This is a genomic window from Rhizobium croatiense (genome assembly GCF_019793465.1).
GTDB classification, from domain to species: domain Bacteria; phylum Pseudomonadota; class Alphaproteobacteria; order Rhizobiales; family Rhizobiaceae; genus Rhizobium; species Rhizobium croatiense.
Window position 1 is genome coordinate 419663 of sequence record NZ_JAILYJ010000002.1, and the last position, 26700, is coordinate 446362.

Below are 26700 nucleotides of genomic sequence, written 5' to 3' on the forward strand. Positions count from 1 at the left end.
CTTAGATCTTCAGACCGGCAGCGCCGGATCAGTCGATAACTGAAGATATAGGATGGCGCACCTTACTGCGAACTGTCCGGTCAATGAAAAATTGGTAATGTTGGAATATTTCTGGCCGTTACTGCGCCGGGCCCTTCCCTGGGGGTCCAAAGGATGCGGAAATATTCGCCGGCTCGACGAGTTGTTATTTCTTTAGAAGCTCGTTCAGCCTCGCCTGTTCTTCCGCCGTCAGCTTGCTTCCCGTCGGCTTGCCAGCCCTCTTGCGCGCAAAGACCAGCAGTGACAGCCCGCCGGCCAGCACCAGCAGCACCGGCGCGCCCCAGAGCAGCACCGTCTTCGGATTGAACCGCGGCTTCAGCAGCACGAATTCGCCGTAGCGCGAGACGATATAGTCCAGCACTTCCTCGTCGCTGTCGCCGTCCTTGATGCGCTCGCGCACCAACAGGCGCAGATCTTTCGCCAGCTCGGCATTGGAATCGTCGATCGACTGGTTCTGGCAGACCATGCAGCGCAGTTCAGCCGAAAGAGTGCGGGCGCGCGCCTCCAGCGCCGGATCGGTTAGAACCTCATCGGGATTGACGGCGAAGGCGGAGAAGGGCGTGAAGAGAATGAACAGGATGACGAGGAGTCGAGAGAGAAGCCACATTCCCCTTCTCCCCTCGGGGAGAAGGTGCCCGACAGGGCGGATGAGGGGGCGGCCACTCGCAGCAAAAGTGACCTTTCGCTTGCGCGCAAGCTCCTCGCGGCTCCGCCGCTCGACCCCCTCATCTGCCCTTCGGGCATCTTCTCCCCGGTGGGGAGAAGCGGGAAACAGGTGCGAGCGCATCATTCAGCCGGCTCCATCGCGGGGGTCGCCGGCCTTGCCGGCTTCGCCTTTCTGCGCGGGGCGCCGACGCGCAGGCGGCGGTCGGAGAGCGAGACGAGGCCGCCGGCGGCCATGATCAGGGCGCCGCCCCAGATGCACAGGATGAACGGCTTCCACCAGATGCGCACGACGATGCCGCCGTCGGTGGTGGCGTCGCCCAGCGAGACATAGAGCTGGCTGAGGCCGAAGGTCAGGATGCCGGCCTCGGTCGTCGGCATCTGCCGGGCGGTATAGAGGCGCTTGGCCGACCAGGTGTCGGCGACCGTTACCCCGGCGCGCCGGATGGTGAAGTGGCCGCGCTCCTCGCTATAGTTCGGTCCCCTTGCCGGCCGCATGCCGTCGAACTCCAGGCTGTAGCCGCCGGCCTCGACCACCTGGCCCGGCTTCATCTCGACGACATGTTCGCTCTGGAAGGTGGTGACGGCGACGATGCCGAGCACGCTGACGCCGAGGCCGGCATGGGCAAGCGCGGTGCCGAAGGCCGAACGCGGCAGGCCGGTCAGACGGCGCCAGGCGATGCTTCCGGCAACTTTGCCGATGCCGGCGCGATACCAGAGATCGGCAATGGCGCCGAGGATCAGGAACAGCCCGGCCGCCAGCCCGAGCACCGAGAGCACCGGCCCGCCATGCTCGATGTAGAAGAGGATGACGGCCGCCGCGAAGGCGAGAGCCGCGACGAGATAGAGCCGCTGCAGGGCGCCGAGCAGATCGCCGCGCTTCCAGGAAAGCAGCGGCCCGAACGGCACGATGACGAGCAGCGGCGCCATCAGCAGGCTGAAGGTGAGGTTGAAGAAGGGCGGGCCTACGGAGATCTTGTCGCCGGTCAGCGTCTCTAAGAGCAGCGGATAGAGCGTGCCGGTCAGGACCGTGCCGCAGGCGACCGTCAGGATCAGATTGTTGAGAACCAGCGCCGCCTCGCGCGAGATCGGCGCAAACAGCCCGCCGGCCGCAAGCTTCGGCGCCCGCAGGGCAAACAGCGACAGCGCTCCGCCGATGAAGATCAGCAGGATACAAAGGATGAAGACGCCGCGGGAGGGATCGCTGGCAAAGGCATGCACCGAGGTCAGCACCCCGGAGCGCACCAGGAAGGTGCCCATCAGCGACAGCGAGAAGGTGAGGATGGCCAGCAGCACCGTCCAGATCTTCAACGCCTCGCGCTTTTCCATGACCAGCGCCGAATGCAACAGCGCCGTGCCGGCCAGCCACGGCATGAACGAGGCGTTTTCCACCGGATCCCAGAACCACCAGCCGCCCCAGCCGAGCTCGTAATAGGCCCAGTAGGAGCCCATGGCGATGCCTAATGTCAGACAGGTCCAGGCGGCCAGCGTCCAGGGCCGCACCCAGCGCGCCCAGGCGGCGTCGATCCTGCCCTCCAGAAGAGCCGCAACGGCAAAGGAGAAGCAGACGGAAAAGCCGACATAGCCGAGATAGAGCAGCGGCGGGTGAATGGCGAGACCGACATCCTGCAGCACCGGATTGAGGTCGCGGCCCTCGGCCGGGGCCGGATCGAGCCGCAGGAAGGGATTGGAGGTCAAAAGGATGAACAGGGTGAAGGCGAGCGAGATCCAGGCCTGCACGGCCAGCACATTGGCCTTCAGCGTCTCCGGCAGATTGCGGCCGAAGACGGCGACCAGGGCGCTGAACAGCGTCAGGATCAGCAGCCAGAGCAGCATCGATCCCTCGTGATTGCCCCAGACGCCGGAATATTTGTAGATCAGCGGCACCAGCGAATGCGAGTTCTCCCAGACGTTCTCGACCGAGAAGTCGGAGACGACATGGGCATAGGTCAAGACGGCGAAGGCAAAGACAACGAGCGCAAACATCGCCAGCGAGCCTGATGTCGCCACATCCATCATCGCCCGATCATGGCGGCGAGCGCCGATGACAGGCACGATCGAGACGATCAGCGCCGTCGCCAGCGCCAGCACCAGGGCGTAATGGCCGATCTCGATGATCATGGCGTCGCCTTCGCCTCCTGCCCCTGGTTTTGTCCCCCTTGGCCTTCCTGCCACAGGCCCTGCGCCTTCAGCCGGTCGGCGACCTCCTTCGGCATATAGGTCTCGTCATGCTTGGCGAGCACCGTGTCGGCGACGAAGACGTTCGTGCCTGACGCAAACATGCCTTCGGTGACCACACCCTGGCCCTCGCGGAACAGATCCGGAAGGATACCGGTATATTGGACCTTGACCGCATTGGCGCTGCCGTCGGTGACTGCAAATTCCACCGTCGAACCGGCGCCGCGCACGACGCTGCCCGCGCCCACCAGCCCGCCGAGCCGGATGCGGGTCTCAGGTGCCACCGGGGTCTTGGCCAGATCCGCCGGCATGTAGAAATAAGCCACCGACTGGCTGAAGGCGAACATCACCAACAGCACCGCCGCAAGGATGAAACCCATCCCGCCCGCGATCACCGCAAGGCGCTTCTGCTTGCGCGTCATTGCGTCATTCCCTCCATGGCTATGCCAAGTTCCCTGGCAAGCGCCAGCAATTGCCGGCCCTGTTCACCGGGCGGCGGAAAGGCTGCAAGCCCGCGCTTCAGGGCGTCGGCTGCGCGATCCTTATCGTTCAATACGGCGTAGGAGCGGACGAGCCGCATCCATCCCTCGAAATTGTTGGGTTCGGCGCTCAACTTGGCGTCGAGGCTTTCGACCATGCCGCGGATCATCTGCTGCCGGTCGCCGGCGCTCATGTTTTCGGCCGCCGCCACGTCTTCCGACGTCGGTCCGCCAGGCGCCGAAGGCTGGGCAGCCGCGCCGCCGTTCTTGGCGATATGTTCATTGACCAGCGGCAGCCAGGGCGCATCGGCAGGCGATTGCTGCGCCAGCGCTTCGAAGGCCCGGCGCGCCTCGTCGGTCCGTCCCGCCTGCTCCATGCTGAGCGCGACATAGAAGCGGGCACGCGGATTGTCGGGTTCCAGTGTCAGCGACTGTTCCAGCGTCTGACGCGCCTCCTCCGTCACCACGCCGTCGGAGACCGCCATCAGCGTCTCGGCAAGCCCGTCGAGCCGGATCGGGCTCGGGCCGAGAAGCCGGATCGCGTTGCGATAGGCGACCTCAGCATCGTTGACCCGCATCGTGCGGACATAGATCGGCGCCAGCACGTCCCAGCCCTTGCCGTCATCGGGATTCTCGGCCAGGTGCCGTTCCGCCTTGGCAATCAGTACCGCCACGTCATTGCCGGGGTTTTCCAGCCGCGCCTCCAGCGGCTGCGCGGGCAGATCCGGCCTGCCCGTCGTCAAGTAAAGACAGAGCCCGAGCACCGGCAGGATCAGGAGAACGAAGGCTTCAGTGACACGATGATGCCGTATGGGTTTCGGCGTCGCCTCGGGCTCGCCCGCAGCAACGGCGATCAGCCGCCGGCCGATTTCGGCCCTGGCGTAGTCGGCCTCTTCCGGTGTGATCAGCCCGCCGGCAAGATCGCGGTCGAGTTCGCGCAGCTGGTCGCGATAGACCGCCGCCTCGCCGGCGCGGCTGTTCTCCGCCGCCTTCGCGCCACGCAGAAGGGGGTAAAGCAGAATGACGGCGACGGCTGCCGTCAGAACGGCAACGAGAATCCAGAACAGCATAGCGGCCCAAATACGTGAAGCGCGAGCCCATTCCAACTGCCAAAGCCGGAATGACGAAGATTTGAGGCTATTCGCCGCAATTCAGCAGGCTTAAAGCGCGTCGCATCCAATTTAATGCATGCGACGCGCTTTCGCTCTTGTTTTTATGCCTGTCGTTGTCCGGGAAGCGATGCACACTTCCGGGCGCCATGCATTAGACCTTAACCGAGCGGCGACCAGCTGCCGTCGTCGTTGCGGCAGGCAGCGCCTCGCGCCACGGTGTCCTTGCCGTCGACCGTCAGCGTATGGGTATATTGTCGGCAATTCTGCGAGCCGACCTGGTAGGGTGCTGCCGCCACCACCTTGCCGGTGACCTCCTTGCCGCTCCAGACCACGGGCTGGCCGGCGGCTGCCCCTTCCAGCGCCCGGTATTCCGCTTCGAGCGCCCTTTGCTTGTCGCTGTCGCTCAAGCTGACGCCGCTGCGGCCGACAATGCCGCCCTGCAGCGCGGTGATAAAGGTGGCCGATGCCGAGGGTTTGCTGGAAAAAATGCCGCGCGAAGCAGCGCTCTTCGTCGTCGTGCAGCCGGTGAGCGCGACGGCGAGAAGCAAAGTGGAAACGATCATGCCTTGCGAGCGTAGAATCATTGCGTCGAACCACGATCAGAGGTCAATTTCAGCCGATCGAAGTGCAGCGTCCCCGTGTCAGCATTAAGGCAAAGCATGCTATACATTTGCCACTATCCTTGTGACATCAAGCAGTTGGTCATGCAACATCCTTTGTGACGCCGGGCAGGATAAGCTTCGCCTTCAGCCCGCCCCAATCGCCACGGGACAGCTCAAGGCGTCCCTGGTATTCGTTGGAAATCTCAGTGACGATCGACAGGCCGAGCCCGGTTCCGGGCTTGCTTTCATCGAGCCTGCGGCCGCGCTTCAGCGCCTCGCGGATCTGGTCGGGCTCCAATCCCGGCCCGTCGTCCTCGACGGCGAGCTCCACCCAATGACGGCGCGCGCTCGCCTCTGCTCCCTTGACGTCCTCGCCGGCCTCGACGGCCGAAAGCCGGACCTTGCTCTTGGCGAATCGCGCCGCATTTTCCAGGAGATTGCCGACCGTCTCCTCGAGATCCTGCTGTTCCATGGCGACGGCCAGATGCGGCGGCGAGACGACGAGATCGAATTCAGTGTCGACATTCAGCCGGCGCATGACGCGCACCAGCCGTTCGAGCGCCGGCTCGGCATCGGTGCGGGCGAGCACGGATTCACGCTGCGCGGCGATGCGGGCCCGGTTGAGATAGGACTGCACCTGCCCCTGCATCGATTCCGCCTGGCTGCGCACCAATTCGCCATGGGATTTTTCGAGAACGCGGGCCTCATTCAAAAGAACGGCGATCGGCGTCTTCAGCGAATGGGCGAGATTGCCGACCTGCATGCGCGCCCGCTCGACGATGCGGCGGTTGCTATCGATCAGCGCGTTCACCTCGTTGGCGAGCGGCAGGATTTCGCGCGGGAAATCGCCCTTCAACTGCTCGCTCTCGCCGGCGCGGATGCGCTCCAGGGCGGCGCGCGCCTTGTCGAGCGGCTTCAGGCCGTAGAGAATCGCCAGCGCATTGACGATCAGGCTGCCGACGCCGAAGCCGGCAAGCGCCAGATAGAGGCTGTGGGAAAAGGTGCGCACATCGTCCTCGACGACGTCGACATTGCCGGTGACGCGGAAGCGCGCCGCACGCCCGTCGGTGTCGAGCACCACTTCGGTTTCGGCGACCTGCACACGGTTCCCCGAGGCGTCCGTCACTTGGTAGTAGCGTTCGTAATTCTTGTCGAAGGGCGCCTCGACGACGGAGGGAACGGGAATGAGCGCTGAGCCGAGCGAGGGCGAGACCAGCGGCGCCGTCGTATAGGTGCCGAGCGGCTCCACCACCCAGTACCAGCCGGTCTTCGGCTGGGCAAAGCGCAGGTCGCCGAGCTGCGGACTACCGCTCAACGCTCCCTGATCGCCGATCGTCACCGAATTGATGACGTTATAGAGCTGCGCCCGCAAGAGATCCTGGAAGCCGCGTTCGGCGCTCTTGCGGTAGAGCGTCGAGATCAGCAGGCCGATCACCACCAGGGCCACCGTCGACCAGACCGTGGTCAGCAGCAGCACACGTGCGGTGAGCGACTTAATTCGCATGTTTCGGCGCTTGGATGCGGTAGCCGAGACCGCGCACCGTTTCGATCAGGTCGACGCCCATCTTCTTGCGCAGACGGCCGACGAAGACCTCGATCGTGTTGGAATCACGGTCGAAATCCTGATCGTACATGTGCTCGACCAGTTCGGTGCGCGAGACGACCTCGCCCATGTGATGCATGAGATAGGCGAGCAGGCGATATTCGTGCGAGGTCAGTTTCAGCGCCGTGCCGTTGACCGTCGCCTTGGAGGATTTGGTGTCGAGCCGCACCGGCCCGCAGACGATCTCGGAGGAGGCATGCCCGGCAGCGCGCCGGATCAGCGCCCGGATGCGCGCCAGAACTTCCTCGACATGGAAAGGCTTGGTGACGTAATCGTCGGCGCCGGCGTCGATGCCGGCGACCTTGTCGCTCCAGCGGTCGCGCGCCGTCAGGATCAAAACCGGCATGCCGCGGCCGGCGCCGCGCCATTTTTCGAGCACGGTGACGCCGTCCATCTCCGGCAGGCCGATATCGAGGATGATGGCGTCATAGGGTTCGGTATCGCCGAGGAAATGACCCTCCTCGCCGTCGAACGCCTGGTCGACGACATAGCCCGCCTCCTTCAGCGTGTCGGTCAGCTGCCGGTTCAGGTTGACGTCGTCTTCGATAACCAGGATGCGCATCGCTCCGCCTTCGTCCGCTTCAAATCGATCATGTTCTGAATAGACCGATTCCGCCTACATCGGAACCTTTACCGTCACCTTGCGCGGACGTTGGCCGTTGCCCGACACCAGAACGGTGATGATGCAGCTATCGCCCACCGGTTGCACGGACAGGAGCTGGCCGCCCGTCTGCTCGACGACCTGGGCTGCGGCGGCGCTGCAATCGCCTGCCACGCGCAGGACGAGGGTGCCCGCGCCGTCCGATGAGGGCGCCGATACCACCAGCCCGGCGGCCACTACTGCGACGCTCAGAGGAAAGGCCATGTGTTATGCTTTCAAGGGTAGTTCCAACTTGCTGCGACTATGTACTCACGTGACCTGAATGGCAAATGAATGCGCTGTAATACAGGGTGTTTAGAACCGTTCTCGACTGCTGGCGACAGCCAGGTTTCAGCCGCTGAAAACCGATGCCGCAGCGGCCTTCGGCGCATGGAATGCAGCAGCCTTCTGCGCACGGAATAAAGTCCTCGGCTCCAGGCACACACGGCGGCTGGGCGGGGACGCTCGGGTCAAGCCGGCGCGCGGCGGGCTGCCGGGAATTGCAATCGCAGCTTTTATCGGCCGATTGAAACTGTTATGTCCTTGCGGCTCCCGCATTCAGGCCATTCAGCACCAATGCCAAACTCCCTCCGCTTCCGCTCGGCGCAGACGGTCTTCGTGCTCGCCATCACCCAGCTGATCGGCTGGGGCACGACCTTCGACATGCTCGGGGTGATGGGCCGGATCGTGGCGCCCGATCTCGGCATGGCGAACGAGGTGGCGTTTGCCGGCCTGACGATCATGATGTTGGTCAGCGCCATCGTCGGCCCGGCGACCGGCCGCTGGCTCGGCCGTTACGGTGCCGCCCGGGTGCTTTCGGCGGCTTCCTTGACCTTTGCCCTCGGCCTCTGTCTGCTTGCCGCCGCCGACGGCGTCATTCTCTACGCCGCCGCCTGGATCGTGATCGGCGTCGGCGGCGCGCTCGGCCTGTCGGCGCCGGCCTATACCGCCGTCGTCGAGCGTGAAGGGATGAACGGCAAGCGCGTCATCGCCATATTGATGCTGTTCACCGGGCTTTCGAGCGCCATTTTCTGGCCGATCCTCAGCCTGCTCAACGAAGCCGTCGGCTGGCGCCTAACCTTCCTCATCTGCGCAGGCCTGCAATTCTTTGTCTGCCTGCCGCTGCATCTTTTCGCTCTGCCGAGGCCGATCGCAGGCCATGTCGACAGCGCCACAGCCGACATCGCCCCGGTGCCGCTGTCGAAGGCGGCACAACGCAAGGCCTTCCTGCTGATCGCCGCGGCGACGACCCTTACCACCTTCGTCACCTTCGGCATCTCCCCCTCGCTGCTCGAGATCTTCCGCCAGTCCGGCGCCACGCCGGCCTTCGCGCTGCAGCTCGGCTCAGCCCGCGGCGTGCTCGGCATCTCGGCGCGCTTCCTCGACATGCTGCTCGGACGGCGCGGCAACCCCGTCCTCAGCGCCGCCATGGGCATCGGCCTGATGCTGATGAGTTTCCTGATGATGCTGGCCGCCGGTCCTTCGACGCCGCTGCTCGTCATCTTCGTTGTGCTCTACGGCTTCGGCTCCGGCGTCATGACCGTCGCCCGCGCGCTTCTGCCGCTGGCGGTGTTTTCACCGCGCGAATTCGGCCTGCAATCGGCCCGGCTGTCGCTGCCGCAGAACCTGGCCAATGCGATCGCCCCGGTCGTCTTCACCGCCATCCTCGACCGCGCCGGCACCGGCCCGGCGCTTTTCGCCGCGGCCATTCTCGCGGCCTTGTCGCTGACCTTCGTGCTGATGCTGATGGCGCTGATGCGCGGCGCGCGGGCATCGCGGCCGAGCCCGGCCGTTTCATGAGGCCTGGAACGGACGCCGTCTTGCGCTGACGAATCCAACGGTCGCGTTTCCGGTGGCTCACGGCTGCATTCAACATCCGGCGCCCGCGAGTCCGAAAAGCTGCTTATCCCTTTGAAATTTCAGCGAACATTGACCGGCTTCCAACGGCTCTGCCGATTCAGAGCGGCCGCGTCACCGCTGCGCGGCTGTCGTAGTCCGCGGCGATGCGCTTTTCCCGCAGCGGCCGGACACGCTCGATCGAGCGCTGATAATCGGGATGCGCCTTATAGGCGGCGAGAGCCGCTTCATCGTCGAATTCGCCATAGACGACGAGATCGATCTCGGTACCCAGCTGATCGGTCTTCACATTGGTGCCGATTTCCAGCAGCCGCGCATGCGGAATGGCGGTCAGGATCGAAAGCCCGGCCCTTACCTCCTCCAGATGTTCTTCCTGCACGGTGAAGAAGACGATGTGGCGGATCACGCGGAAGCTCCTGTCAAATCTCAGAGGTCGGCCCGCGCGATACCATGTGCGCCCCTGGCCTTCAACCGCGCGACCTGCCCGGCGCGGCATCCGGACGCATCGCCGCATTGAAGGCGATGGCGTAGCCCGCGAGCTTCTCGGCCCGGTCGGTGCCGTTGACGATGCGGCGCGCATTGACCCAGTCCTCGGTCGTCGCGTTCAGGTGATCGGCAAGTTTGTGGCCGGTAAAACTCCCCTGCAGCATGCCTTCGATCAGGATCGTCACCGCCGCATCCATCTCCATCGCCCGGTCGGGATTGGCAACGAGATCGATGCCCGTCAAACCACTCATCGCCTCGTAATTCCGCTTATGGGTAAGCTGCACCAGGCCACGCCCGAGCCAGCAGCGGCCATCTTCGTCCGGCCGCCAGTAGGGCGTCTTTACCCAGGAGAGCCGGCCTGCGGCATAGGCCGCCTCCAGGATCTCGACGGCGCGGGCATCGCTTTCAGCCAGCGTCTCGCGGACCGGCTGCATCGTATAGGCAGTCTCGTGATAAGCGGTTGCGAGGATATAGGCGAGCCATCGGCGGTCGGCCTGCGCGAACCGCCTTTCCCAGGCGTCGAGAATCGCCGCGATCCCCACCACCTGAGGCTGAGTTAGCTCTCCTTTAAAGAGCTCCTGGCACACCGCATCAAAAAAGAACATCCGATCCATGTGGACAACCATACCGCGCTTCCCGGGAATCTCGTGGTTAAAACCGTCTTAATCGATTAAAATCAACTTAATCGTTTGAAGTGCCTAAGCCCCTGATTTACACGGCTTTTATCTTGTGCAATGCATTTCCTTGCCCTGAAGCCTTACCACCACAAGAGGAGACTTCCGATGCAGACGCCTGCCGCCAATACCCAGACCACCATTCCCCAGCACGTCGTCGACCAGATGGAAAATGAGTGGCGCCAGATTCGCCTTGAACGCGAGAACATCCGCCCGACCCGGCAGCCGCAACAGCAGCGCTGAGAAATACAGGCAAAGCGGCGCAGATGTAAGGGCTGCCCTCATCGCGTCGCGGTCTCAAGTCGCTTCGCCAGCGTCTCCAGCGACCGGGAGAAGACCGTTTCATCTGCGAGCGCGCGCGACAGCACCAGCGCCCCTTGAATGCCGCAGACGCCCTCCTCGGCAAGCGTCTGCGCCTCCCGCTCAACACAGCCAGCCCGCATCAGCGCTGATCGCAACGCGTCGATCCAGCGGATGAAATAGTCGCCGATCGCGGCCGAAAACCGTTCGCGGGTGTCGTCGAGCGCGAAGGCGCCGACGAGGCAGATGCGGCGGCCGGAACGGAAGTAGTCATTCACATTGGTCCACATCGCCGCGATCGCCTGACGGGCATCGTCATGTCGCAGCGGCCGATAGACCGCCTCTTCGAACCAGGCATCGATATCGGCGAGCACGGCGCCGGCCATCTCCTCCTTGCCGCCCGGGAAGAAGTGATAAAGGCTGCCCTTGCCGATGCCGGTGCGTTCGGTGATGCGGCTGAGCGTGGCGCCCTCATAGCCGAGCTCGCGGAAGATTTCCGCGAGCAGCGGCACGATGTCGGCGCGTTCATAGACGGTCTTCACCGCGCTGACCTGTTCTAGAGGCCGAGCTCAGTCAGACCGGGATGATCGTCCGGACGTCGGCCGAGCGGCCAGTGGTATTTGCGCTCCGTTTCCCGGATCGGCAGATCGTTGATGCAGGCAAAACGGCGCTGCATCAAGCCGGCCGCATCGAATTCCCAGTTCTCATTGCCGTAGGAGCGGAACCAGTTGCCGCTGTCATCGTGCCATTCATAGGCAAAGCGCACGGCAATGCGATTGTCGGTGAAGGCCCAGATCTCCTTGATCAGCCGGTAGTCCAGCTCCTTGGCCCATTTGCGCATGAGAAAAGCGACGATCTCGGCGCGGCCGGTGATGAATTCGGCGCGGTTCCGCCAGCGGCTGTCCGGCGTGTAGACGAGCGAGACGCGCTCGGGGTCGCGGCTGTTCCAGCCGTCCTCGGCAAGACGAACTTTCTGCGTGGCGGTCTCCAGGGTGAAAGGCGGAACGAGGCTGGACATGGTATCTCCTGTACTGAATGGTTCTTACTTTACCGAACGGTACACATTTTGCAACTCTGTGTCGGGCGGCGATCGAGGAGCTTAGACATCGGTGCGCCGGCTCCACCGCAGCGGCAGGGCATCCGGGTGAAGCACAATGTTTTCGGGCGTGAAACGCCACAGCCTTTCCGCCTTGGGAAAGGCGGAGATCTCTGGCGAATCGAGCAGCACCTCGACTTTGCCGGTCATCTGCAGCATGTCGCCGGTTTCGAAATCGATGAAGACCAGCCCGGCCTTCGGATTAACCAGGAAATTGCCGAGCGTGTTGAAGAAACGATTGCCGGCAAAGTCGGGGACGGTCAGCGCGCCGTCGGCGCCGAGATGCACGAAGCCGGCATAGCCGCCGCGATGGGAGACGTCGACCTGGCGCTCGCGATTCTCCCGGTCGACATAGGAGGCGACAAAAAACGTATCGGCGCTCTCGACCATATGCCGCGCGCGCTCGTCGAGCTCATGGAAACGCAGCGACGGCAGCGTGGTCGGCAGAGCGGGATCGCGGACGAAGGCGGCGGCGCGCGGCTGGATATATTGCGGGCAATTGCCGAAGCTCTGGTGGACGCGCAGGCGGAAGGCGCCGGCATCCGTCCTGCGGATGACGCCGTTGAGCCGGTTGCGCCGCCGGGTCTCGAGCTGAATGCCGAGCATGGCGACGGCGGCGCCATCCTCCATGCCGGCATCGGCGGGATCGGCCGGCTCGCGCGGCAGGCGGACCTCGAGCGTCTCAGGGTCCGGCGAGGACATGAAACCCGGCTGCGCGGCCCGCACCGTCGCCCAGACGTCGCCCTTCGCATCGACCGTGCCGAGCACGACGAAAGGCAACATCGGAAAGAAGGCGCGGTGCTGCTCGGGCATCGCCTTGCGGACGAAATTCCGCCCCGGCCCGTCCATGCGTTCGACGACGCCGAGGCTGCGCTGCATTGCGAGTTCACCCTGATGCCAGGGCGATGCCGCATCTTCTCCTGACTGCTCCAGCATCATGGCCTCCTTTCAGGCGCGATTTTCGACCGGGGACGGATCTTTATGCGGCCAGGCCGATCTTCGTCCTGCGGAAGCCGACGAAGCCCGACAGCGCCTCGATGCGGGAAAGCCAGGCGCGCACGGTCTGATAGGGCGCGGTGTCGACATTGCCCTCGGGCGCATTGGCGATGTAGCTGTAAAGCGCGATATCGGCGATCGTCGGATTGTCGCCGAGCAGGAAGGCGCGGCCGGAGAGCTCCGCCTCGACCAGCGTGAGGATGCGGTGCGCCCGGGCAATCACCTCGTCGGCATGAAAATTGGCGCCGAAGACAGTGACGAGACGGGCGGCGCAAGGCCCGTAGGCGATCTCGCCCGCAGCGACCGAGAGCCATTTCTGGATCCGCGCCGCCGCCAACATGTCTTCCGGCAGCCAGTCGGTGCGGCCAAATTTGCGTGCGAGATAGACGAGGATGGCGGCGGAATCGGAAATGACCGCTCCATCGTCGTCGAGCACCGGCACCTGGCCATAGGCATTGAGCTTCAGGAACTCAGGAGCCTTGTGAGCGCCGGCAGCCATGTCGACCTCGACCAGTTCGTAAGGCACGCCGAGCAGTGACAGGAACAGGTGAACCCGGTGCGAATGGCCGGACAGCGGATGATAGTAGAGTTTCATGACGGCTCCTCTGAGGTCTGATGGGGAACAAGGTCTCGGCCTTGCCGGCGATGGCCGCTTCGAACCATCTGCAGGGGAATTTACTGCCTTCCAATGAACTGCAGTAGGATGCTAATCTGGAAGGTATGTTCTCAATTGATGGAAGGATAAAATGGACCGCCTCGACGCCATGAGCGTGCTTCTTGCCGTCGTCGAGCAAGGCAGCCTGTCGGCCGCTTCGCGGCATCTGCGTTCACCGCTGGCGACGGTCAGCCGCAAGGTCTCCGAGCTCGAGGCGCATCTTCACGCCAAGCTGCTGCAAAGAAGCAATCGGAAGATCACATTGACCGAGGCCGGACGCTCCTATGTCGAGGCGGCGCGGGAAATTCTCGACCGGGTGGAAGAGGCGGAACGGACGGCCGCCGGCGAATACAGCGCGCCGAAGGGCGAGCTGACGATGACCGCGCCGATCGTCTTCGGGCGGCTGCATGTCCTGCCTGTCGTGATGGACTTCCTCAAGGCCTATCCCGACATCAATCTGCGGCTGATGCTCGGCGACCGGCTGTCGAACCTCGTCGAGGATCATATCGACCTGGCGCTGAGGATCGGCACCCTGGCCGACAGCAACCTGATGGCCACGCGGCTCGGCGCGATCCGCCGCACCGTCTATGCCAGCCCGGATTATCTGGCGAGGAACGCCCCACCCCGGCAGCCGGGTGATCTTTCCGCGCATGACTGCATCACCTTCGAGAACATGGCCTCGATACGGAGCTGGACCTTCACGGAGGGGAAGCGCGATCTCGCGGTGCCGATCCGCTCACGGCTTGCGGTCAACACCGCCGAGGCCGCCGTCGATGCGGCCGTTGCCGGTCTCGGCATCACCCGCGTACTCTCCTATCAGGCGGCCCGCGCCGCAGCGGCGGGCCTGCTGGTGCCGCTGCTCCAAGATTTCGAACCGCCGCCGGCCCCGGTGCAGCTCGTCTATCCCTCGCAGGGACTGGTGCCGCTGAAACTGCGGGCGCTCATCGATTTCGCGACGCCGCGCCTGCGCGCGACGTTGAAATAGGCTTTAGGCGAGCCTGCCCTCTTCCGCCTTGTAGAAATATTGGCTGGCGACCAGCCAGCCCTTCAGCGGCCTCAGCGGCGGAATGCAGGTGGCGAGCATGAAGGGGCCGGTGACCAGAAGCTGCACCCAGATCGGCGCCGAGAACGCCACCTCCAGCCAGACGCCGAGCAGCACGCTCGGGATGCAGGCGAAGCAGATGACGAAAAAGGCCGGGCCGTCGGCCGGATCGGCGAAGGCATAGTCGAGGCCGCAAACCTCGCATTGCGGCTGCAGCGTCAGGAATCCCTTGAACATATGGCCCTGGCCGCAACGCGGGCAGCGTCCCCTGACGCCGGTCTGCATCGGGGGAAGTGGGGGATAGTCGGTATCCATGATAACCTCGTCTTCTCTGGCACGCGGCTCGATACCAATCAATGCCATACAGATGTATGCATTCAATATAAATACATTACGCATCAATCACCAGTCAACTTGCCAGAATGCCGCAGATCCCCGTCGGCTGCCGACCGGGCAACGCAGACATCACATCATCGAGGGGACGAGACCCGCAGCGGCCTGAGGGCAAGTTGAAAGCTGCCGGGTTTAGAAGAACGACGACGCCATCTCCGGCGGGCCTTCCAGCGCATGGGCCATGAATTCCAGCGCGCCGTGCAGTCTCTCCCGGGTGATCGGACCGCCGAGACAGACCCGCACCGCTTCCGGGGCGGCGCCCTCGACCGTGAAGGCATCACTTCCCACGACGCCAATGCCGGAGGAACGCATATGGCTGCCGAAGGTGGAACGGGTCCAGCCATTGGCGAGCGGCAGCCAGATGTTGAAGCTGATCGGATCGGCGCGGTAGCTGCCGGCCGGCAGGATGGCGGCGACCATCTGCTGGCGGGCGGCGGCCTCGGTGCGGACGAAGCGCAGGATCGCATCGGCCGTGCCGTCCTCGATCCAGCGGGTGGCGAGCGCCATGGTCAAAGGCGAAGCCATGACGTTGTTGGCGCGCATGGCGCTGACGAAAGGCCATACGGCTTTGCTGTCGGGCGCCACGACATAGGCAAGGCGCAGGCCCGCGCCGAGGCATTTCGCCAGGCCGCCAATATGCCAGGTCAGATCCGGCGCCATTGCCGCCAGCGGCGCCGGACCTTGCTGTGGAATGAAGCCATAGGCATCGTCCTCGACGATCGGCAGCTGATATTTGCGGGCGACGGCCGCGATTTCTTCACGGCGGCCGGTTGAAATCGTCAGCGTCATCGGGTTCTGCAGCGTCGGATTGAGATAGAGCGCCTTCGGCTTCAACCGCTCGCAGGCGCTGGCAAGGGCCTCCGGCAGGACACCGTCCTCGTCCATCGGCAGGCCGGCGAGATTGAGCCGCAACTGGGCGGCGATCGAGCGCATGCCGGGATAGGTGATGATTTCCGACAGCACGGTCTCGCCCGGCTTTGCCAGCAGGCCGAAGATCGCCAACAGGGCCGGATGGGCGCCCGGCGTGACGAAGATCCGCTCCTGCGACGGCGTGAGCCCGCGGCGGCCGAGCCAGGCGGCGGCGGCGTCCTTATCCATGCCGGAGCCGCCGAAGCCCTGGTAACGCAGAAGCGGAACGAGACTGGCGGCCACCGCCGACATGCCCTCGCGCATGCCGGCGATCAGTTCCGGATCATCCGGTTCCGGCGGCATGTTCATCGAGAAATCGACGATCGATGCGCGGCGCGGATCAGGTACGGCGTCAGGCGCGAAGTCCTGCCGCGCCTTGCCCGCGCGGCCGGTGACGAAGGTGCCCCGGCCTACATGCGACTCGACAAGCCCGCGCTTCTGCGCCTCGACATAACCTCTGGCCACGGTGGTGAAATCAACATTCAGCCGCTTGGCGAGGTCGCGCTGCGGCGGCAGCCGGTCTCCAACCGCCAGATGGCCGCTGCGCAGATCCATTTCGATCAGATCGGCAATCGCCATGTAACGCGGGCTGCTGCTGCGGCTGAGATCGGGATGCCAGTCCTTCATGTCGTGATCCGTGCCCGTCTGATTCCTGATAGAATTGACTGTATATTGTTGCGCAGCGGTGCTGTCACCCCGGATATTCCCGGCATCCCTCCACGCGGCGGCGTGCGGGTGCGGAAATTCCCGCCGCGGCAGCCTTGCCGCCACCCCTTCATCTTCTTACCTATTAAGGAGGCGCGCCGGCTTTCGGTCGCGCGGCGGCGCCCTCGGGATAAAAGCATGAATATCGATCCGATCCTGCGGTCAGTCGTGGCCGTCCGTTCCTCCATTCCGGAAGATGCCTTCACGGCGGAGACGCTAGGCACCGTCCGGGAGGGCAGCGGCGTCGTCATTCGTGACAACGGGCTGGTGCTGACCATCGGTTATCTCATCACCGAGGCGGAGGAAGTCTGGCTGACGACCCAGGACGGCCGGGTGGTTCCCGCCCATCCCCTTGCCTATGATCAGGAAAGCGGCTTCGGCCTGGTGCAGGCGCTCGGCGTTCTGAACGCTCCGGCGGTGGATATCGGCGATGCGGCCGCCGCCAGGCCCGGCGATCCCGTCGTGCTTGCCGATGGGATCGGCGAGTTCGTCCAGGCAAACATCGTCGCCCGACAGGAATTCGCCGGCTACTGGGAATATCTGCTGGATGAGGCGATTTTTACCGCACCGGCCCATCCCGCATGGGGCGGGGCAGCGCTGATTGGCGCCGACGGCAAGCTTCTCGGCATCGGTTCGCTTCGCCTGCAGATGAGCCAGGACGGCGAGATCGCCGATATCAATATGGTCGTGCCGATCGATCTTTTGCCGCCGATCCTCGACGACCTCCTGAACCGCGGTCAGGTCAACAAGCCGCCGCGCCCCTGGCTCGGCGCATTCTCCGCCGAGAGCAATAGCGGCGTGGTGGTGATGAGCGTGGCCGAAGGCGGTCCGGCCGCCGAGGCCGGCCTGCGTCAGGGCGATATCATCTCCGAGATTCGTGACGAAGAGGTCGATGGCCTGGCCGATTTCTACCGCAAGCTCTGGAGCAGTGGCCCGGCCGGCGCCGAGATTCCGATGCGGATCCTGCGCAACGGCCGCGAAGCCTGGCTGCGCGTCAAATCCGCCGACCGCAACAGCTTTCTCAGAAAGCCGCAGCTGCAGTAGGGCCGCACCAGAATCGAAAAAGCCGTTGCGCTCGTATGATCGTCGAGAGGCGCACCGCCTTCCGACCCCCATTCCGATGGGCGTTAGAGACCTGCTCGTAGAAACAGACCTCAGATCAGCCGGCCGTCATCGTCCGGCGCGCTCGCCGTCCGGCGACGCGCGGGGGCGTTGTTTGCTTTTCCATGCCCGTCGGCGGCCGGCTGAATTTCCTCGAAGCCATTACCACCAGCTTCTTCTGCGGGCGGCTGTGGGTCGGCCTTGTTCCCGAAACAAATCATTGGTCAGATCCCGACGGCAAGCGCCGTGGTGCAGCCTTGAACACTTCGGCTGTCGGCAGAAGTCTGCCCGGGCATGGTCGCCCAACCGCCGGCTTCAATGAACTGACGTTGCTTGTAGCCTTCGGTAATCGCCTTGAACTCGATCAGTTTAGCGCTGGCGTCCGGCGCCGCATTAAACCGCTCGACGCAAATGGCGGACGCCAGTTCGCCGCGTGCAATGTCACCGGCGGCTGCTGCCGCTTTGCTCGATGTCCCACCTGTTACCCAACCTCCCCAACTGAACCCGATGACCATCGTGGCGATTGCCGTGACGAGGCAGGCCCAGACGAGAAGCGTCTTGGATGGCTGGTAACTGTCGAAACGCTGGCTGATTGATGTCTTGCTGCTACTCTGCACGGACATTGGAATTCTCCTTGTCTACTTCGGGTTTGCCGTCCGGCGACGCCGGATCGGTTCAGTTTCAGTATCCCATATCGCCCATGCCGCCATTTCCGACTGCATGGGCAGAATTTCTTGCTGGAATGTCGGCGATCATCACCTCGGCGGTGATCAACAGCGCCGCGATCGAGCCGGCGTCCTGCAGAGCAGTGCGCACGACCTTGGCAGGATCGACGATGCCGGCTTCGACCATATCGACATAGGTTTCGGTCTGTGCGTCGAAGCCCTGATTGTGATCATTGCTGCCGGCGAGTCTTCCGACGATGATCGAGCCCTCGAACCCGGCATTCTCCGCGATCTGCCGGATCGGGGCTTCGAGCGCCCTGAGCACGATCGAGATGCCGGCTGTCACGTCGGCGTTCTCCCCAACCATTCCCGTCAGCGCCGACTTCGCGCGCAACAGCGCCACGCCGCCGCCGGGCACGATGCCCTCTTCGACCGCCGCACGGGTGGCGTTCAGCGCGTCGTCGATGCGGTCCTTCTTTTCCTTAACCTCCGTCTCGGTTGCGCCGCCGACGCGGATGACCGCGACGCCGCCGGCGAGTTTCGCCAGGCGCTCCTGCAGCTTTTCCTTGTCGTAATCGGAAGTGGTCTCCTCGATCTGCGCCTTGATCTGCTGGATGCGCGCCTGGATGGCCGCTTTCTCGCCGGAGCCGTCGATGATCGTGGTGCTGTCCTTCTCGATCAGCACGCGCTTGGCGCGGCCGAGCATATCGAGCGTGACGTTCTCGAGCTTGATGCCCAGATCCTCGGAAATCATCTGGCCTGATGTGAGCACGGCAATGTCTTCCAGCATGGCCTTGCGGCGATCACCGAAACCCGGCGCCTTGACGGCCGCGACCTTCAGGCCGCCGCGCAGCTTGTTGACGACAAGCGTCGCCAGCGCCTCGCCTTCGACGTCCTCCGAGATGAGCAGAAGCGGCTTGCCGGTCTGCACAACGGCCTCCAGAATGGGCAGCAGCGCCTGCAGACTTCCGAGCTTCTTCTCGTGCAAGAGGATATAGGGATCCTCCAGCTCCACGCGCATCTTCTCGGCATTGGTGACGAAATAGGGTGAGAGATAGCCGCGGTCGAACTGCATACCCTCGACGACGTCGAGTTCTGTCTCGGCGGTCCGCGCCTCTTCGACGGTGATGACGCCCTCATTGCCGACCTTGTCCATCGCCTTGGCGATCATCTCGCCGACGGTGGCGTCGCCATTGGCGGCAATAGTGCCGACCTGCGCGATCTCGCCTGATGATCTGACCTTCCTCGCCCGCGCCTGAATCTCCTTGACGATGGCAACGACGCCGAGATCGATGCCGCGCCTGAGATCCATAGGATTCATACCGGCCGCGACGAGCTTTGCGCCCTCACGAAAGATGGAGGCGGCGAGCACCGTCGCCGTCGTCGTGCCGTCGCCGGCAAGATCATTGGTCTTCGAAGCCACCTCGCGCACCATTTGCGCGCCCATGTTTTCGAATTTGTCGGCGAGCTCGACCTCCTTGGCGACTGTGACGCCGTCCTTGGTAATGCGCGGCGCGCCATAGGCCTTGTCGATGACGACGTTGCGACCCTTTGGACCAAGCGTCACCTTGACGGCGTTGTTGAGCAATTCGACGCCGCGCAGCAAATGATCGCGCGCATCGGTGGAGAATTTGATTTCCTTGGCAGACATGATTTCTATCCAGTTCGGTCTTGAGATAAGGGTCGGAAAACTGACCGTCAGGCGGCCTTGTCGGCGGCCGCCTCGGTCTTTTCCACGATGCCCATGATGTCGGCCTCCTTCATGATCAGGAGGGTCTGGCCATTCAGGATCAGATCACCGACCTTGACATCGAGCGGGGCCAGATTGCCGCTTTGGTCGCGCCGGCCAGGGCCGATTGCAACCACTTCGCGTTCCTGCGGCCTTTCCTTGGCGACGTCTGGAATGATGATCCCGCCCTTGGATGTGACACCGCCTTCTGCACGCCGAATGACGACGCGGTCGTGAAGTGAACGGAATTTCATTGAGGTCTTTCTGCTGCCGGCGCGTATGGCGGCTGCAATCCATAAATAGCACTCGTGGCACTCGATTGATAGGAGTGCCAAGAAATATTGTTCATGGCAGGAAATTTTTCGAAAAAATCCTGAAATCAATCCAACCTGATATTTTGTAAAAAATAGAAATTATGCGCCATCATGCTACGTTTTTATTCGCCGTAGCAAAGAATTAATTCGGTGTTTTCCATAAAGAAATCCGAATTTATCTTGATTTAAACTCAATCAAGGTGTAATGATAGGCCTCGTCGATTTGGCCGACTTGGCTTCGCGGTGTCAGAGACCTACGACCCGCCATACACCACCGAATTCTCGATAGCGAATATGTGACGTCGTTCCGGCGTGCATTCGCTTGTTCCGATCCGGAATGAACCTGGCGCTGACCGCGGATGTAGCGGCAGCGTCGCGTTCGTCCGGTTCGGATCTCAACGCTACAGGAAACGCATCGGTGTATTCCTGGGGAGGCATCAGCCGTGACAAGTCGCACCACACAAACCGTCGTCCGTTTTTCATCCCCATTCCGCCTGCCGGGTTTCGATGGGGCACAGCCAGCCGGAGAATACCGCATCGATTACGATGAGGAATTGATCGAAGGCGTTTCCAGGCTCGCCTGGATGCGGGTCGGCGCCTTCATCCACCTGCCGGCGATCGCCGCGCAGAGTTCGACGCAGCAGATGATGTCCATCCAGCCGTCAGATCTCGAAACGGCACTCGAAAAGGACCACGAGCAATTATGACCGCAACGCGCATCCCGCAACGCAGTGAACGCTCGATCCGACGCGAAGCCGCAACACACATCTTCAAGGTGGGACAGACCGTCCGGTTGAAGGACGGGTTCTTGGTCGTTTCCTCCAAGCTTCCCGACGTATACCGCATTACCGCAACGCTGCCTCTGAGAGGCAATGTACCGCAATACCGCATTCGCAGTGACGACGAGCGTCATGAGCGGGTTGCGATGCAAGATAGCCTGGAACCGGTAAACCTATCGCCCGCCGGCAGCGGCGCAACACTGATCGAGAGGACGTTTGGCCATGGCCACCGCCCGAAAGATGGAAGGTTGACATCGTGAAGAGCAACGGTGACGAAACTGAACGACGGAATGCCTTTGCTCTCGTGGCATGGCTAAACAAGGGTGGCGCGCCCGGCCGCTACTCCATGGAGATCGAACGCGACCGGCGGATCGTGCGCATCCGTTCTTCGACCGTCTATCATGCCTCTGCGAGCCTCCCGGCACACGCGGACCACGCCGCAATCAGCGGGAGCCGACCGGAGGCCGGCAACGAGATGGCGGCCTTCAATCTTCTCAACCTAGGGTATCGGAGGGAATGGATCAGACTGTCGAACGCTGCCGGGAGTGCTCTTGAGACTCCGCCGGTTCAACCATGGCGCTAGCCTTTCTCAATCCAAGCCGCAGCTTCGATACGGCCAGAAACGCTGTGCGCTTCGTCGGCCATGACGGTATGTTCGAGGTGTTGTTCTTTGTCGAGGTTGGCGCTCTGGCGAAATCCTACACCGCATTGCAAAGTAGCGGGGTCTCGGAAACGAGGTGGCTTTCGTCTTTCGACGCCCTGCGCACCTCCATTCATGACGCAGCACACAAAGCCTACTCCCACCGCCGCCGCCCCTCCTATACTCTGACTGCGGCGGATTTCCGCTAGGCGGATCCGGACGCGCGAGAACGCTCCATGTTGATCCGTTATGGCTATGAAATTACCTTGACCTGCCCGCAGCCGGCTGCCTTGGTATGTCTGTTGTCGGTCCATGAGGATCGTGCAGCCGACATCAGAATTCCGGAAACGGTGTTCACCACCCCCGATGTTCCCAGATCGACTTATCGCGACCTTTTCGGCAACCGCTGCCTTCGGCTGGTTGCCCCGACGGGCGATCTGACGATATGGGGCGATGCGACCATCGAAGACGACGGCGAGTTGGACAGATCGCTGCCGGAGGCGAGGGAACTCCCGGTTTCGGAGTTGCCGGATGATTGCCTCGTCTATCTGATGGGCAGCCGCTATTGCGAGACGGATCGGCTCAGTCAAATCGCCTGGGACATGTTCGGCACCATCTCCCCGGGCTGGGGTCGCGTTCAAGCGATTTGCGACTTCGTTCAAGGCCATATCCAGTTCGACTACATGCAGGCGCGATCGACGCGGACAGCCTTCGAGGCGTTCCACGAACGCGTCGGCGTCTGTCGCGACTTTGCGCATCTCGCGGTAGCCTTGTGCCGTTGCCTCAACATTCCTGCCCGATATATCAATGGCCATCTCGGTGACATCGGAATTCCCGTCGTCGACCCGATGGACTTCAGCGCCTGGATGGAAGTCTTCCTTGACGGTGCATGGCATACATTCGATCCGCGCAACAACACGCCGCGAATCGGTCGTATCATCGTCGCGCGTGGACGCGACGCTGCCGACATCCCGCTCATCAACTCGTTCGGACCACATGTACTGAAGGCGTTTCGAGTCTGGACCTACGAGGTGACAAACCTGCAGCAGATGCCAAGCGCCGCTGAGGGAGCTGTTTAGCCGTGCCTGGGCGGATGCGGCGATGTCCAGCGCGGCTTTGCCGCTGGCGACCGCAGTGGCAGCACTGCATCCCATATGGCCCTGACCCGAACTCCGCCCTGAAAATCGCGTGACAGCGTCGCTCGCCTTGTCTTAACTAGGGCATTGCCGGCACAGGCCCGACTTGCACTGGAAGCAGGCGTTGATATCTTCGGGTGAGGACCGCGTCAGATGAAAACACTGGTCATAGGCGCAGCCGGAATGGCCGGCGATCCTTTGTGACACATGCCTCAGAACAGCTGCTGAAAAATCTTGGCGTCGAGCCATCTTTCATGTGAGCCGTCCGTCGGGACCGAATTAGGGAGTTCACAGTTCATGTTCGATCATGTCTCCATCGGCGTCAAAGACCTCGAAAGAGCCCGCCGTTTCTATGATGCGGTGCTGGCGCCGCTCGGGTATGAGCGCCTCTCCAATTCCGATGGCGTGATCGGCTACGGCCCTGATGAGGTCGGCCTCTGGGTGATACAGGCGGAGCACCCCGTTGTCGCCGACATGCAATCCGGGCTGCATTTCTGCTTCGTCGCCCCGAACGAGGCCGCTGTCGACGCCTTTCATGCGGCGGCTATCGCTTCCGGCGGCACCGACAATGGCGAACCGGGCATCCGGCCGGATTACGGCCGCTTCTATTACGCCGCCTTCGTCATCGACCCCGACGGCTACCGGCTCGAAGCCTATTTCCACAAGGGTGAGATATAACAAGCTCCGAATTTCGAGCAATTCCGATCGAAAAACCGCTTCACACTTTTCCTGGAATTGCTCAGGCCGCAGCTCTTGAAATCGCCACGCGGCAGCCGGAGGCTACGAGCGCCTCGCCGGCGACGTCGAGGAACAGCCGGCGGAACCAGCGCGCCCGACCGTCCGCCTGATCGACCCGACGGTAAAGCATGGTCACCGGATCGACTGGCAGCGGCAGCGGCGGTTCGCAAATCGTCAGTCCATGCAACTGCGCCATGCAGCGGCCGATCGATTCCGGCACGATGGCGATGGCGGGCATCGCCCGCAGCGCCGTCGGCAGGGCGGAAAAGCGCGGCACGGTCGCCACCACCCGGCGCCGATGGCCGGTGCGGCTGAGCGCGATGTCGATGCTGGTCGAGGCGTTGCCCTCGAAGGAGACGGTGACATGTGCGGCATCGGCGAGACCGTCAAGGCTCAGCGGCGCCTTCAGCTTGAGTTGAGCATCGTCGTAAATGCAGATCGAGGCCTGGTTGAACAGCGGCGCGCGGATGTGCCACGAGGCTGGTTCGTCGTGCACGGAAACGCTGAAATCGAAGACGCCCTCATCCAGCCGGCGGGCGGCATCGCGCTTTTCGGAAGCGATGCCGATCAGCCGGGCGCCCGGCGAAAGCTGCAGCAGGCGGGCGGCAAGCGGGCCGAAGAAGGCCGATTCGAGATTGTCGCACATGCCGATGCGGAACTCGCCGTGCCAGCTTGCCGGATCGAATTCGGCCTGCGGGCGGATGGCGCGTTCGATGCCCGACAGCGCGTCCTCGATTGCCGGAGCAATGGACAGGGCCCGTGGCGTCGGCTGCAGGCCGCGGCCGACACGCACGAACAATTCATCGTCCAGCGCCTCGCGCAGGCGGCGCAAGGCAGCCGACAGGCCGGGCTGCCCGAGCAGCAGCCGTTCTGCGGCGCGGCTGACATTGCGCTCCTGCATCAGCACCGAAAAAGCCAGCAGCAGGTTGAGGTCGATCTTGCGCAGCGTGGCATCATTCATCATCATCAGTAATACCTGGCATGGCTACTATCAATTTGCAATAGGATTGGAAGCTGTACATTTTCTCGTTCCCTGCCGCCCGGCAACCTCCCTCCGACGAGGCGGCAGCAAAGAAGGAACGATTTCGATGACACTTTCCAAATCGAGAAGCGGAGCGGGGCTGGCTTTGCTGCTGCTCTGCACCGCCAATTTCCTCGACGCCATGGATGTCTCCACCATCGGTGTCGCGCTTCCCGCCATCCAGGCCGAACTCGGCATGGAGGCGACATCGCTGCAATGGGCCGTCAGCGCCTATGTGCTCGGCTATGGCGGCTTCCTGCTGCTCGGCGGCCGGGTCGCCGATGTCTTCGGCCATCGGCTCGTCTTCCTCTGGTCGCTGGCAATCTTTGCCGCCGCCAGCATCGCCGGCGGTTTCGTCGACAGCGGCCCGACCTTGATCGCCGCCCGCCTAGTCAAGGGCATCGCCGCCGCCTTCACCGCGCCCGCGGCGCTGGCGCTGCTGCTCTCCGTCTTCGGTGAAGGTACGGCGCGGGCAAAAGCGCTCGGGGTTTTCGCCTCCACCGGTGCGACCGGCTTCGTGCTCGGCATGGTGCTCGGCGGTGCGGCGACGATCGTCAACTGGCGGGCGACGCTGGTCATGGGTGCGCCCGTCGCCATCCTGACACTCGTCCTGGCGCCGTTGGCGCTGCCGGCCGATCCGAAAAGGACCGGACCACGGCCGGCATTCGACTGGGCCGGCGCACTGACGATCACGCCCGGGCTGCTGCTCTTCGTCTTCGGCATCACCAATGCCGCGGCTGCCGGCTGGCAAGCCCTGCCGACCTGGGGTTCGCTCTTGGCGTCGCTGGTGCTGATCCTGCTCTTCCTCGCGGTCGAAGCACGCCATGCCGATCCGATGGTGCCGCTCGGCATGTTCCGCCGGGCGCGGCTGCGGCACGCCAATGCGATCGCCGCCCTCTTCCAGGGCGCTTATGTCGGCTTCCAGTTCCTGGCGACGATCTATTATCAGAACGTCATCGGCTGGTCGGCCTTCACGACAGGCTTCTCCTTTGCCCTTGGCGGCGTCTTCGTGATGTTCCTGGCGCCGCGATTTGCGAGCCTGGCGCAAAACCGCGGCGCCACTGGGTTGATGGCGGCCGGTGTCGGCCTGCAGGCCTTCAGCTATATTTTCTGGGTGACGGCACTCGGACATGTCGACCCGATCCTGCTGGTGCTGGTCTCGCAGATCCTGCTCGGCCTCGGTTATGCCATGACCTACCCTTCGGTGCAGGTCGCAGCCCTTTCCGATGTCGAGGACGACAAGTCGGGGCTCGCCTCCGGTCTGCTCTTCGCCTCCTTCCAGATTGGCGGCGGCATCGTGCTTGCGGCCGCTTCGGCGGTGTTCAGCGCCGCGCCGAATTTCGGCTGGGACCCGTATGTCGCCGGCGTCGCCTTCGTGGCGCTGCTTGCGATCGCCATCACCCTGGTTGCAGCCGCAGGTCCGAGGACATCGGCCGTCCGGAGGCCCACCTATCAGGCGGCGGAATGACCGTTGCGCCCGCACCCTTATCGGTGCGGGCTTTTCATAAGCAAAAACGAATATTCACAGCGAGAATCCCATTGCCTTGCCTCGGCGAAAGGCGCATGGTTTCGCCTCGGCAGGCATTGAACGGGCGCTGCCGACTGAGGGATTTGAATACCTTCGCCCCGACGAAAGGAGGACCGATGTCTTCCACTTCCAAAAAGCCATACCTGACCTCGTCCGATCTCGACATGCTTCAGTCCGTACTCGACAATGCGGGCTACGAGGCCAGGATCGCGATCGACGACGGCAAGGGCTGCAATGTCGCAGCGGTGCTGCTGATCAAGCTGTTTCAGGAGGGCGTAACGTCGCCCGCCATGCTTTCGCAGGCGCTCGAACACTACTTCGGCAAGCTGAAAGCGCCGCCGAAACCAGTCACTCCGGTTTACGACCGTTATGCGATCCAGGGATTGCCCAGCGACAGGCGCAAGACGAACCTCAAACCCGGCGCGCGAAGCTGAAAACGCGCTTTGCATTCGTCTGAACAGGAGATCGATCGATGGCAAAAGGTCAGTTGAGAAGCAATCGCGAGGCTCGCAAACCGAAGAAGGACAAGCTGGCGCCGAAGATGGCCGGCACCTTCGCAGGCCAGATGAAAGCCGCGACCCAGGCCGCTCCGCACGGAAGCAGCGCGCCGAAGAAATAAG

Annotated in this window: 30 protein-coding genes and 2 pseudogenes; 12 read left to right on the forward strand and 20 right to left on the reverse strand. The window is 63.2% G+C overall.

Annotated elements, in window-relative coordinates:
• Window positions 1-184 precede the first annotated feature (184 nt).
• From K6M89_RS04720 to K6M89_RS04755, 8 genes are all read right to left on the reverse strand, one after another.
• Window positions 185-646 carry a cytochrome c-type biogenesis protein gene (locus K6M89_RS04720; RefSeq protein WP_097580201.1) on the reverse strand — a complete coding sequence of 154 codons (462 nt, stop codon included), beginning with the start codon at window positions 644-646 and terminating at the stop codon, window positions 185-187.
• A gap of 179 nt (window positions 647-825) precedes the next feature.
• Complete coding sequence (locus tag K6M89_RS04725; protein WP_222138587.1) at window positions 826-2823, reverse strand: heme lyase CcmF/NrfE family subunit; 1998 nt, start codon at window positions 2821-2823, stop codon at window positions 826-828.
• Entirely contained in the window at window positions 2820-3302 is a 483-nt protein-coding gene (ccmE, locus tag K6M89_RS04730) for a cytochrome c maturation protein CcmE (protein WP_097580199.1), read from the reverse strand. The genes K6M89_RS04725 and ccmE overlap by 4 nt, the downstream gene beginning before the upstream one ends.
• Complete coding sequence (gene ccmI, locus K6M89_RS04735; protein WP_222138588.1) at window positions 3299-4429, reverse strand: c-type cytochrome biogenesis protein CcmI; 1131 nt, start codon at window positions 4427-4429, stop codon at window positions 3299-3301. Before ccmI ends, ccmE begins: the two co-directional genes overlap by 4 nt.
• Before the next feature lie 200 nt (window positions 4430-4629).
• Complete coding sequence (locus tag K6M89_RS04740) at window positions 4630-5055, reverse strand: RT0821/Lpp0805 family surface protein (RefSeq protein ID WP_222138589.1); 426 nt, start codon at window positions 5053-5055, stop codon at window positions 4630-4632.
• Window positions 5056-5173: 118 nt separating this feature from the next.
• Window positions 5174-6577, reverse strand: coding sequence for an ATP-binding protein (locus K6M89_RS04745; RefSeq protein WP_222138590.1), 1404 nt, complete (start codon window positions 6575-6577; stop codon window positions 5174-5176).
• Window positions 6567-7238, reverse strand: coding sequence for a response regulator transcription factor (locus K6M89_RS04750; RefSeq protein WP_064682001.1), 672 nt, complete (start codon window positions 7236-7238; stop codon window positions 6567-6569). The genes K6M89_RS04745 and K6M89_RS04750 overlap by 11 nt, the downstream gene beginning before the upstream one ends.
• A gap of 54 nt (window positions 7239-7292) precedes the next feature.
• A complete protein-coding gene (locus K6M89_RS04755) occupies window positions 7293-7541 on the reverse strand; it encodes a hypothetical protein (RefSeq protein WP_010029158.1) in 249 nt (82 codons plus the stop codon).
• A gap of 351 nt (window positions 7542-7892) precedes the next feature.
• On the opposite strand from K6M89_RS04755, the gene K6M89_RS04760 reads away from it, so the two are divergent.
• Complete coding sequence (locus tag K6M89_RS04760; RefSeq protein WP_222138591.1) at window positions 7893-9116, forward strand: MFS transporter; 1224 nt, start codon at window positions 7893-7895, stop codon at window positions 9114-9116.
• A 157-nt stretch (window positions 9117-9273) separates the two neighbouring features.
• On the opposite strand, the gene K6M89_RS04765 is transcribed toward K6M89_RS04760, so the two are convergent.
• Together K6M89_RS04765 and K6M89_RS04770 are read right to left on the reverse strand one after the other, a co-directional pair.
• Window positions 9274-9579 (reverse strand): Dabb family protein, encoded by a 306-nt coding sequence (locus tag K6M89_RS04765; RefSeq protein WP_039618754.1) that lies wholly within the window; start codon window positions 9577-9579, stop codon window positions 9274-9276.
• Between the two features lie 20 nt (window positions 9580-9599).
• Window positions 9600-10285 (reverse strand): annotated as a pseudogene (locus tag K6M89_RS04770) (hypothetical protein).
• A gap of 156 nt (window positions 10286-10441) precedes the next feature.
• Between K6M89_RS04770 and K6M89_RS31465 the strand changes: the two are divergent.
• A complete protein-coding gene (locus tag K6M89_RS31465; RefSeq protein ID WP_276486362.1) occupies window positions 10442-10576 on the forward strand; it encodes a hypothetical protein in 135 nt (44 codons plus the stop codon).
• A gap of 38 nt (window positions 10577-10614) precedes the next feature.
• Here the strand turns inward: K6M89_RS31465 and K6M89_RS04775 are convergent, their stop codons facing one another.
• From K6M89_RS04775 to K6M89_RS04790, 4 genes are all read right to left on the reverse strand, one after another.
• On the reverse strand, window positions 10615-11175 hold the full coding sequence (locus tag K6M89_RS04775) for a TetR/AcrR family transcriptional regulator (RefSeq protein ID WP_222138592.1): 561 nt from the start codon (window positions 11173-11175) through the stop codon (window positions 10615-10617).
• A 14-nt stretch (window positions 11176-11189) separates the two neighbouring features.
• Entirely contained in the window at window positions 11190-11651 is a 462-nt protein-coding gene (locus K6M89_RS04780) for a nuclear transport factor 2 family protein (RefSeq protein ID WP_222138593.1), read from the reverse strand.
• Window positions 11652-11732: 81 nt separating this feature from the next.
• On the reverse strand, window positions 11733-12665 hold the full coding sequence (locus K6M89_RS04785; RefSeq protein WP_222138594.1) for a pyridoxamine 5'-phosphate oxidase family protein: 933 nt from the start codon (window positions 12663-12665) through the stop codon (window positions 11733-11735).
• Between the two features lie 43 nt (window positions 12666-12708).
• Complete coding sequence (locus K6M89_RS04790) at window positions 12709-13320, reverse strand: glutathione S-transferase family protein (RefSeq protein WP_222138595.1); 612 nt, start codon at window positions 13318-13320, stop codon at window positions 12709-12711.
• A 151-nt stretch (window positions 13321-13471) separates the two neighbouring features.
• Between K6M89_RS04790 and K6M89_RS04795 the strand changes: the two genes are divergently transcribed.
• On the forward strand, window positions 13472-14365 hold the full coding sequence (locus K6M89_RS04795; protein WP_222138596.1) for a LysR family transcriptional regulator: 894 nt from the start codon (window positions 13472-13474) through the stop codon (window positions 14363-14365).
• 3 nt (window positions 14366-14368) lie between these two features.
• On the opposite strand, the gene K6M89_RS04800 is transcribed toward K6M89_RS04795, so the two are convergent.
• Together K6M89_RS04800 and K6M89_RS04805 are read right to left on the reverse strand one after the other, a co-directional pair.
• Window positions 14369-14737 (reverse strand): DUF983 domain-containing protein, encoded by a 369-nt coding sequence (locus K6M89_RS04800; RefSeq protein WP_222138597.1) that lies wholly within the window; start codon window positions 14735-14737, stop codon window positions 14369-14371.
• A gap of 210 nt (window positions 14738-14947) precedes the next feature.
• On the reverse strand, window positions 14948-16351 hold the full coding sequence (locus tag K6M89_RS04805; protein ID WP_222138598.1) for an aminotransferase-like domain-containing protein: 1404 nt from the start codon (window positions 16349-16351) through the stop codon (window positions 14948-14950).
• A gap of 216 nt (window positions 16352-16567) precedes the next feature.
• Here K6M89_RS04805 and K6M89_RS04810 point away from each other — a divergent pair, with 216 nt between their 5' ends.
• Window positions 16568-17473 carry a S1C family serine protease gene (locus K6M89_RS04810; RefSeq protein WP_097580190.1) on the forward strand — a complete coding sequence of 302 codons (906 nt, stop codon included), beginning with the start codon at window positions 16568-16570 and terminating at the stop codon, window positions 17471-17473.
• Between the two features lie 281 nt (window positions 17474-17754).
• On the opposite strand, the gene K6M89_RS04815 is transcribed toward K6M89_RS04810, so the two are convergent.
• The 3 genes from K6M89_RS04815 to K6M89_RS04825 are packed head-to-tail and all read right to left on the reverse strand — an operon-like array spanning window position 17755 to window position 20178.
• Window positions 17755-18153 carry a hypothetical protein gene (locus tag K6M89_RS04815; RefSeq protein WP_097580189.1) on the reverse strand — a complete coding sequence of 133 codons (399 nt, stop codon included), beginning with the start codon at window positions 18151-18153 and terminating at the stop codon, window positions 17755-17757.
• Window positions 18154-18211: 58 nt separating this feature from the next.
• Window positions 18212-19846 (reverse strand): chaperonin GroEL, encoded by a 1635-nt coding sequence (gene groL / locus K6M89_RS04820; RefSeq protein WP_222138599.1) that lies wholly within the window; start codon window positions 19844-19846, stop codon window positions 18212-18214.
• Between the two features lie 47 nt (window positions 19847-19893).
• Window positions 19894-20178: a co-chaperone GroES gene (locus K6M89_RS04825; protein ID WP_097580187.1), complete on the reverse strand. Its 285-nt coding sequence runs from the start codon at window positions 20176-20178 to the stop codon at window positions 19894-19896.
• Window positions 20179-20681: 503 nt separating this feature from the next.
• On the opposite strand from K6M89_RS04825, the gene K6M89_RS04830 reads away from it, so the two are divergent.
• The 5 genes from K6M89_RS04830 (at window position 20682) to K6M89_RS04850 (ending at window position 23471) form a co-directional block, all read left to right on the forward strand.
• Window positions 20682-20945 (forward strand): hypothetical protein, encoded by a 264-nt coding sequence (locus K6M89_RS04830; RefSeq protein WP_222138600.1) that lies wholly within the window; start codon window positions 20682-20684, stop codon window positions 20943-20945.
• A complete protein-coding gene (locus K6M89_RS04835; RefSeq protein WP_222138601.1) occupies window positions 20942-21277 on the forward strand; it encodes a hypothetical protein in 336 nt (111 codons plus the stop codon). Before K6M89_RS04830 ends, K6M89_RS04835 begins: the two co-directional genes overlap by 4 nt.
• A gap of 313 nt (window positions 21278-21590) precedes the next feature.
• Window positions 21591-21866: a DUF1488 family protein gene (locus K6M89_RS04840; protein WP_096771085.1), complete on the forward strand. Its 276-nt coding sequence runs from the start codon at window positions 21591-21593 to the stop codon at window positions 21864-21866.
• Window positions 21867-21893: 27 nt separating this feature from the next.
• Entirely contained in the window at window positions 21894-22736 is an 843-nt protein-coding gene (locus K6M89_RS04845; protein WP_222138602.1) for a transglutaminase-like domain-containing protein, read from the forward strand.
• 354 nt (window positions 22737-23090) lie between these two features.
• On the forward strand, window positions 23091-23471 hold the full coding sequence (locus tag K6M89_RS04850) for a VOC family protein (RefSeq protein ID WP_222138603.1): 381 nt from the start codon (window positions 23091-23093) through the stop codon (window positions 23469-23471).
• A 61-nt stretch (window positions 23472-23532) separates the two neighbouring features.
• Here K6M89_RS04850 and K6M89_RS04855 read toward each other — a convergent pair whose 3' ends face one another.
• Entirely contained in the window at window positions 23533-24495 is a 963-nt protein-coding gene (locus tag K6M89_RS04855; protein WP_222138713.1) for a LysR family transcriptional regulator, read from the reverse strand.
• 124 nt (window positions 24496-24619) lie between these two features.
• Between K6M89_RS04855 and K6M89_RS04860 the strand changes: the two genes are divergently transcribed.
• From K6M89_RS04860 to K6M89_RS04870, 3 genes and pseudogenes are all read left to right on the forward strand, one after another.
• Complete coding sequence (locus K6M89_RS04860) at window positions 24620-26020, forward strand: MFS transporter (RefSeq protein ID WP_222138604.1); 1401 nt, start codon at window positions 24620-24622, stop codon at window positions 26018-26020.
• Between the two features lie 76 nt (window positions 26021-26096).
• Window positions 26097-26514 (forward strand): annotated as a pseudogene (locus K6M89_RS04865) (hypothetical protein).
• Between the two features lie 38 nt (window positions 26515-26552).
• Window positions 26553-26699: a hypothetical protein gene (locus K6M89_RS04870; RefSeq protein WP_170961464.1), complete on the forward strand. Its 147-nt coding sequence runs from the start codon at window positions 26553-26555 to the stop codon at window positions 26697-26699.
• Window position 26700: the final 1 nt, after the last annotated feature.

Excerpts from the sequence above, each read along its gene's own strand:
- K6M89_RS04720 (WP_097580201.1), bottom strand. The coding sequence starts at position 646 with ATGTGGCTTCTCTCTCGACTCCTCGTCATCCTGTTCATTCTCTTCACG.
- K6M89_RS04725 (WP_222138587.1), bottom strand. The coding sequence starts at position 2,823 with ATGATCATCGAGATCGGCCATTACGCCCTGGTGCTGGCGCTGGCGACG.
- ccmE (WP_097580199.1), bottom strand. The coding sequence starts at position 3,302 with ATGACGCGCAAGCAGAAGCGCCTTGCGGTGATCGCGGGCGGGATGGGT.
- ccmI (WP_222138588.1), bottom strand. The coding sequence starts at position 4,429 with ATGCTGTTCTGGATTCTCGTTGCCGTTCTGACGGCAGCCGTCGCCGTC.
- K6M89_RS04740 (WP_222138589.1), bottom strand. The coding sequence starts at position 5,055 with ATGATTCTACGCTCGCAAGGCATGATCGTTTCCACTTTGCTTCTCGCC.
- K6M89_RS04745 (WP_222138590.1), bottom strand. The coding sequence starts at position 6,577 with ATGCGAATTAAGTCGCTCACCGCACGTGTGCTGCTGCTGACCACGGTC.
- K6M89_RS04750 (WP_064682001.1), bottom strand. The coding sequence starts at position 7,238 with ATGCGCATCCTGGTTATCGAAGACGACGTCAACCTGAACCGGCAGCTG.
- K6M89_RS04755 (WP_010029158.1), bottom strand. The coding sequence starts at position 7,541 with ATGGCCTTTCCTCTGAGCGTCGCAGTAGTGGCCGCCGGGCTGGTGGTA.
- K6M89_RS04760 (WP_222138591.1), top strand. The coding sequence starts at position 7,893 with ATGCCAAACTCCCTCCGCTTCCGCTCGGCGCAGACGGTCTTCGTGCTC.
- K6M89_RS31465 (WP_276486362.1), top strand. The coding sequence starts at position 10,442 with ATGCAGACGCCTGCCGCCAATACCCAGACCACCATTCCCCAGCACGTC.
- K6M89_RS04780 (WP_222138593.1), bottom strand. The coding sequence starts at position 11,651 with ATGTCCAGCCTCGTTCCGCCTTTCACCCTGGAGACCGCCACGCAGAAA.
- K6M89_RS04785 (WP_222138594.1), bottom strand. The coding sequence starts at position 12,665 with ATGCTGGAGCAGTCAGGAGAAGATGCGGCATCGCCCTGGCATCAGGGT.
- K6M89_RS04790 (WP_222138595.1), bottom strand. The coding sequence starts at position 13,320 with ATGAAACTCTACTATCATCCGCTGTCCGGCCATTCGCACCGGGTTCAC.
- K6M89_RS04795 (WP_222138596.1), top strand. The coding sequence starts at position 13,472 with ATGGACCGCCTCGACGCCATGAGCGTGCTTCTTGCCGTCGTCGAGCAA.
- K6M89_RS04800 (WP_222138597.1), bottom strand. The coding sequence starts at position 14,737 with ATGGATACCGACTATCCCCCACTTCCCCCGATGCAGACCGGCGTCAGG.
- K6M89_RS04805 (WP_222138598.1), bottom strand. The coding sequence starts at position 16,351 with ATGAAGGACTGGCATCCCGATCTCAGCCGCAGCAGCAGCCCGCGTTAC.
- K6M89_RS04810 (WP_097580190.1), top strand. The coding sequence starts at position 16,568 with ATGAATATCGATCCGATCCTGCGGTCAGTCGTGGCCGTCCGTTCCTCC.
- K6M89_RS04815 (WP_097580189.1), bottom strand. The coding sequence starts at position 18,153 with ATGTCCGTGCAGAGTAGCAGCAAGACATCAATCAGCCAGCGTTTCGAC.
- groL (WP_222138599.1), bottom strand. The coding sequence starts at position 19,846 with ATGTCTGCCAAGGAAATCAAATTCTCCACCGATGCGCGCGATCATTTG.
- K6M89_RS04825 (WP_097580187.1), bottom strand. The coding sequence starts at position 20,178 with ATGAAATTCCGTTCACTTCACGACCGCGTCGTCATTCGGCGTGCAGAA.
- K6M89_RS04835 (WP_222138601.1), top strand. The coding sequence starts at position 20,942 with ATGACCGCAACGCGCATCCCGCAACGCAGTGAACGCTCGATCCGACGC.
- K6M89_RS04840 (WP_096771085.1), top strand. The coding sequence starts at position 21,591 with ATGGCGCTAGCCTTTCTCAATCCAAGCCGCAGCTTCGATACGGCCAGA.
- K6M89_RS04845 (WP_222138602.1), top strand. The coding sequence starts at position 21,894 with ATGTTGATCCGTTATGGCTATGAAATTACCTTGACCTGCCCGCAGCCG.
- K6M89_RS04850 (WP_222138603.1), top strand. The coding sequence starts at position 23,091 with ATGTTCGATCATGTCTCCATCGGCGTCAAAGACCTCGAAAGAGCCCGC.
- K6M89_RS04855 (WP_222138713.1), bottom strand. The coding sequence starts at position 24,495 with ATGATGAATGATGCCACGCTGCGCAAGATCGACCTCAACCTGCTGCTG.
- K6M89_RS04860 (WP_222138604.1), top strand. The coding sequence starts at position 24,620 with ATGACACTTTCCAAATCGAGAAGCGGAGCGGGGCTGGCTTTGCTGCTG.
- K6M89_RS04870 (WP_170961464.1), top strand. The coding sequence starts at position 26,553 with ATGGCAAAAGGTCAGTTGAGAAGCAATCGCGAGGCTCGCAAACCGAAG.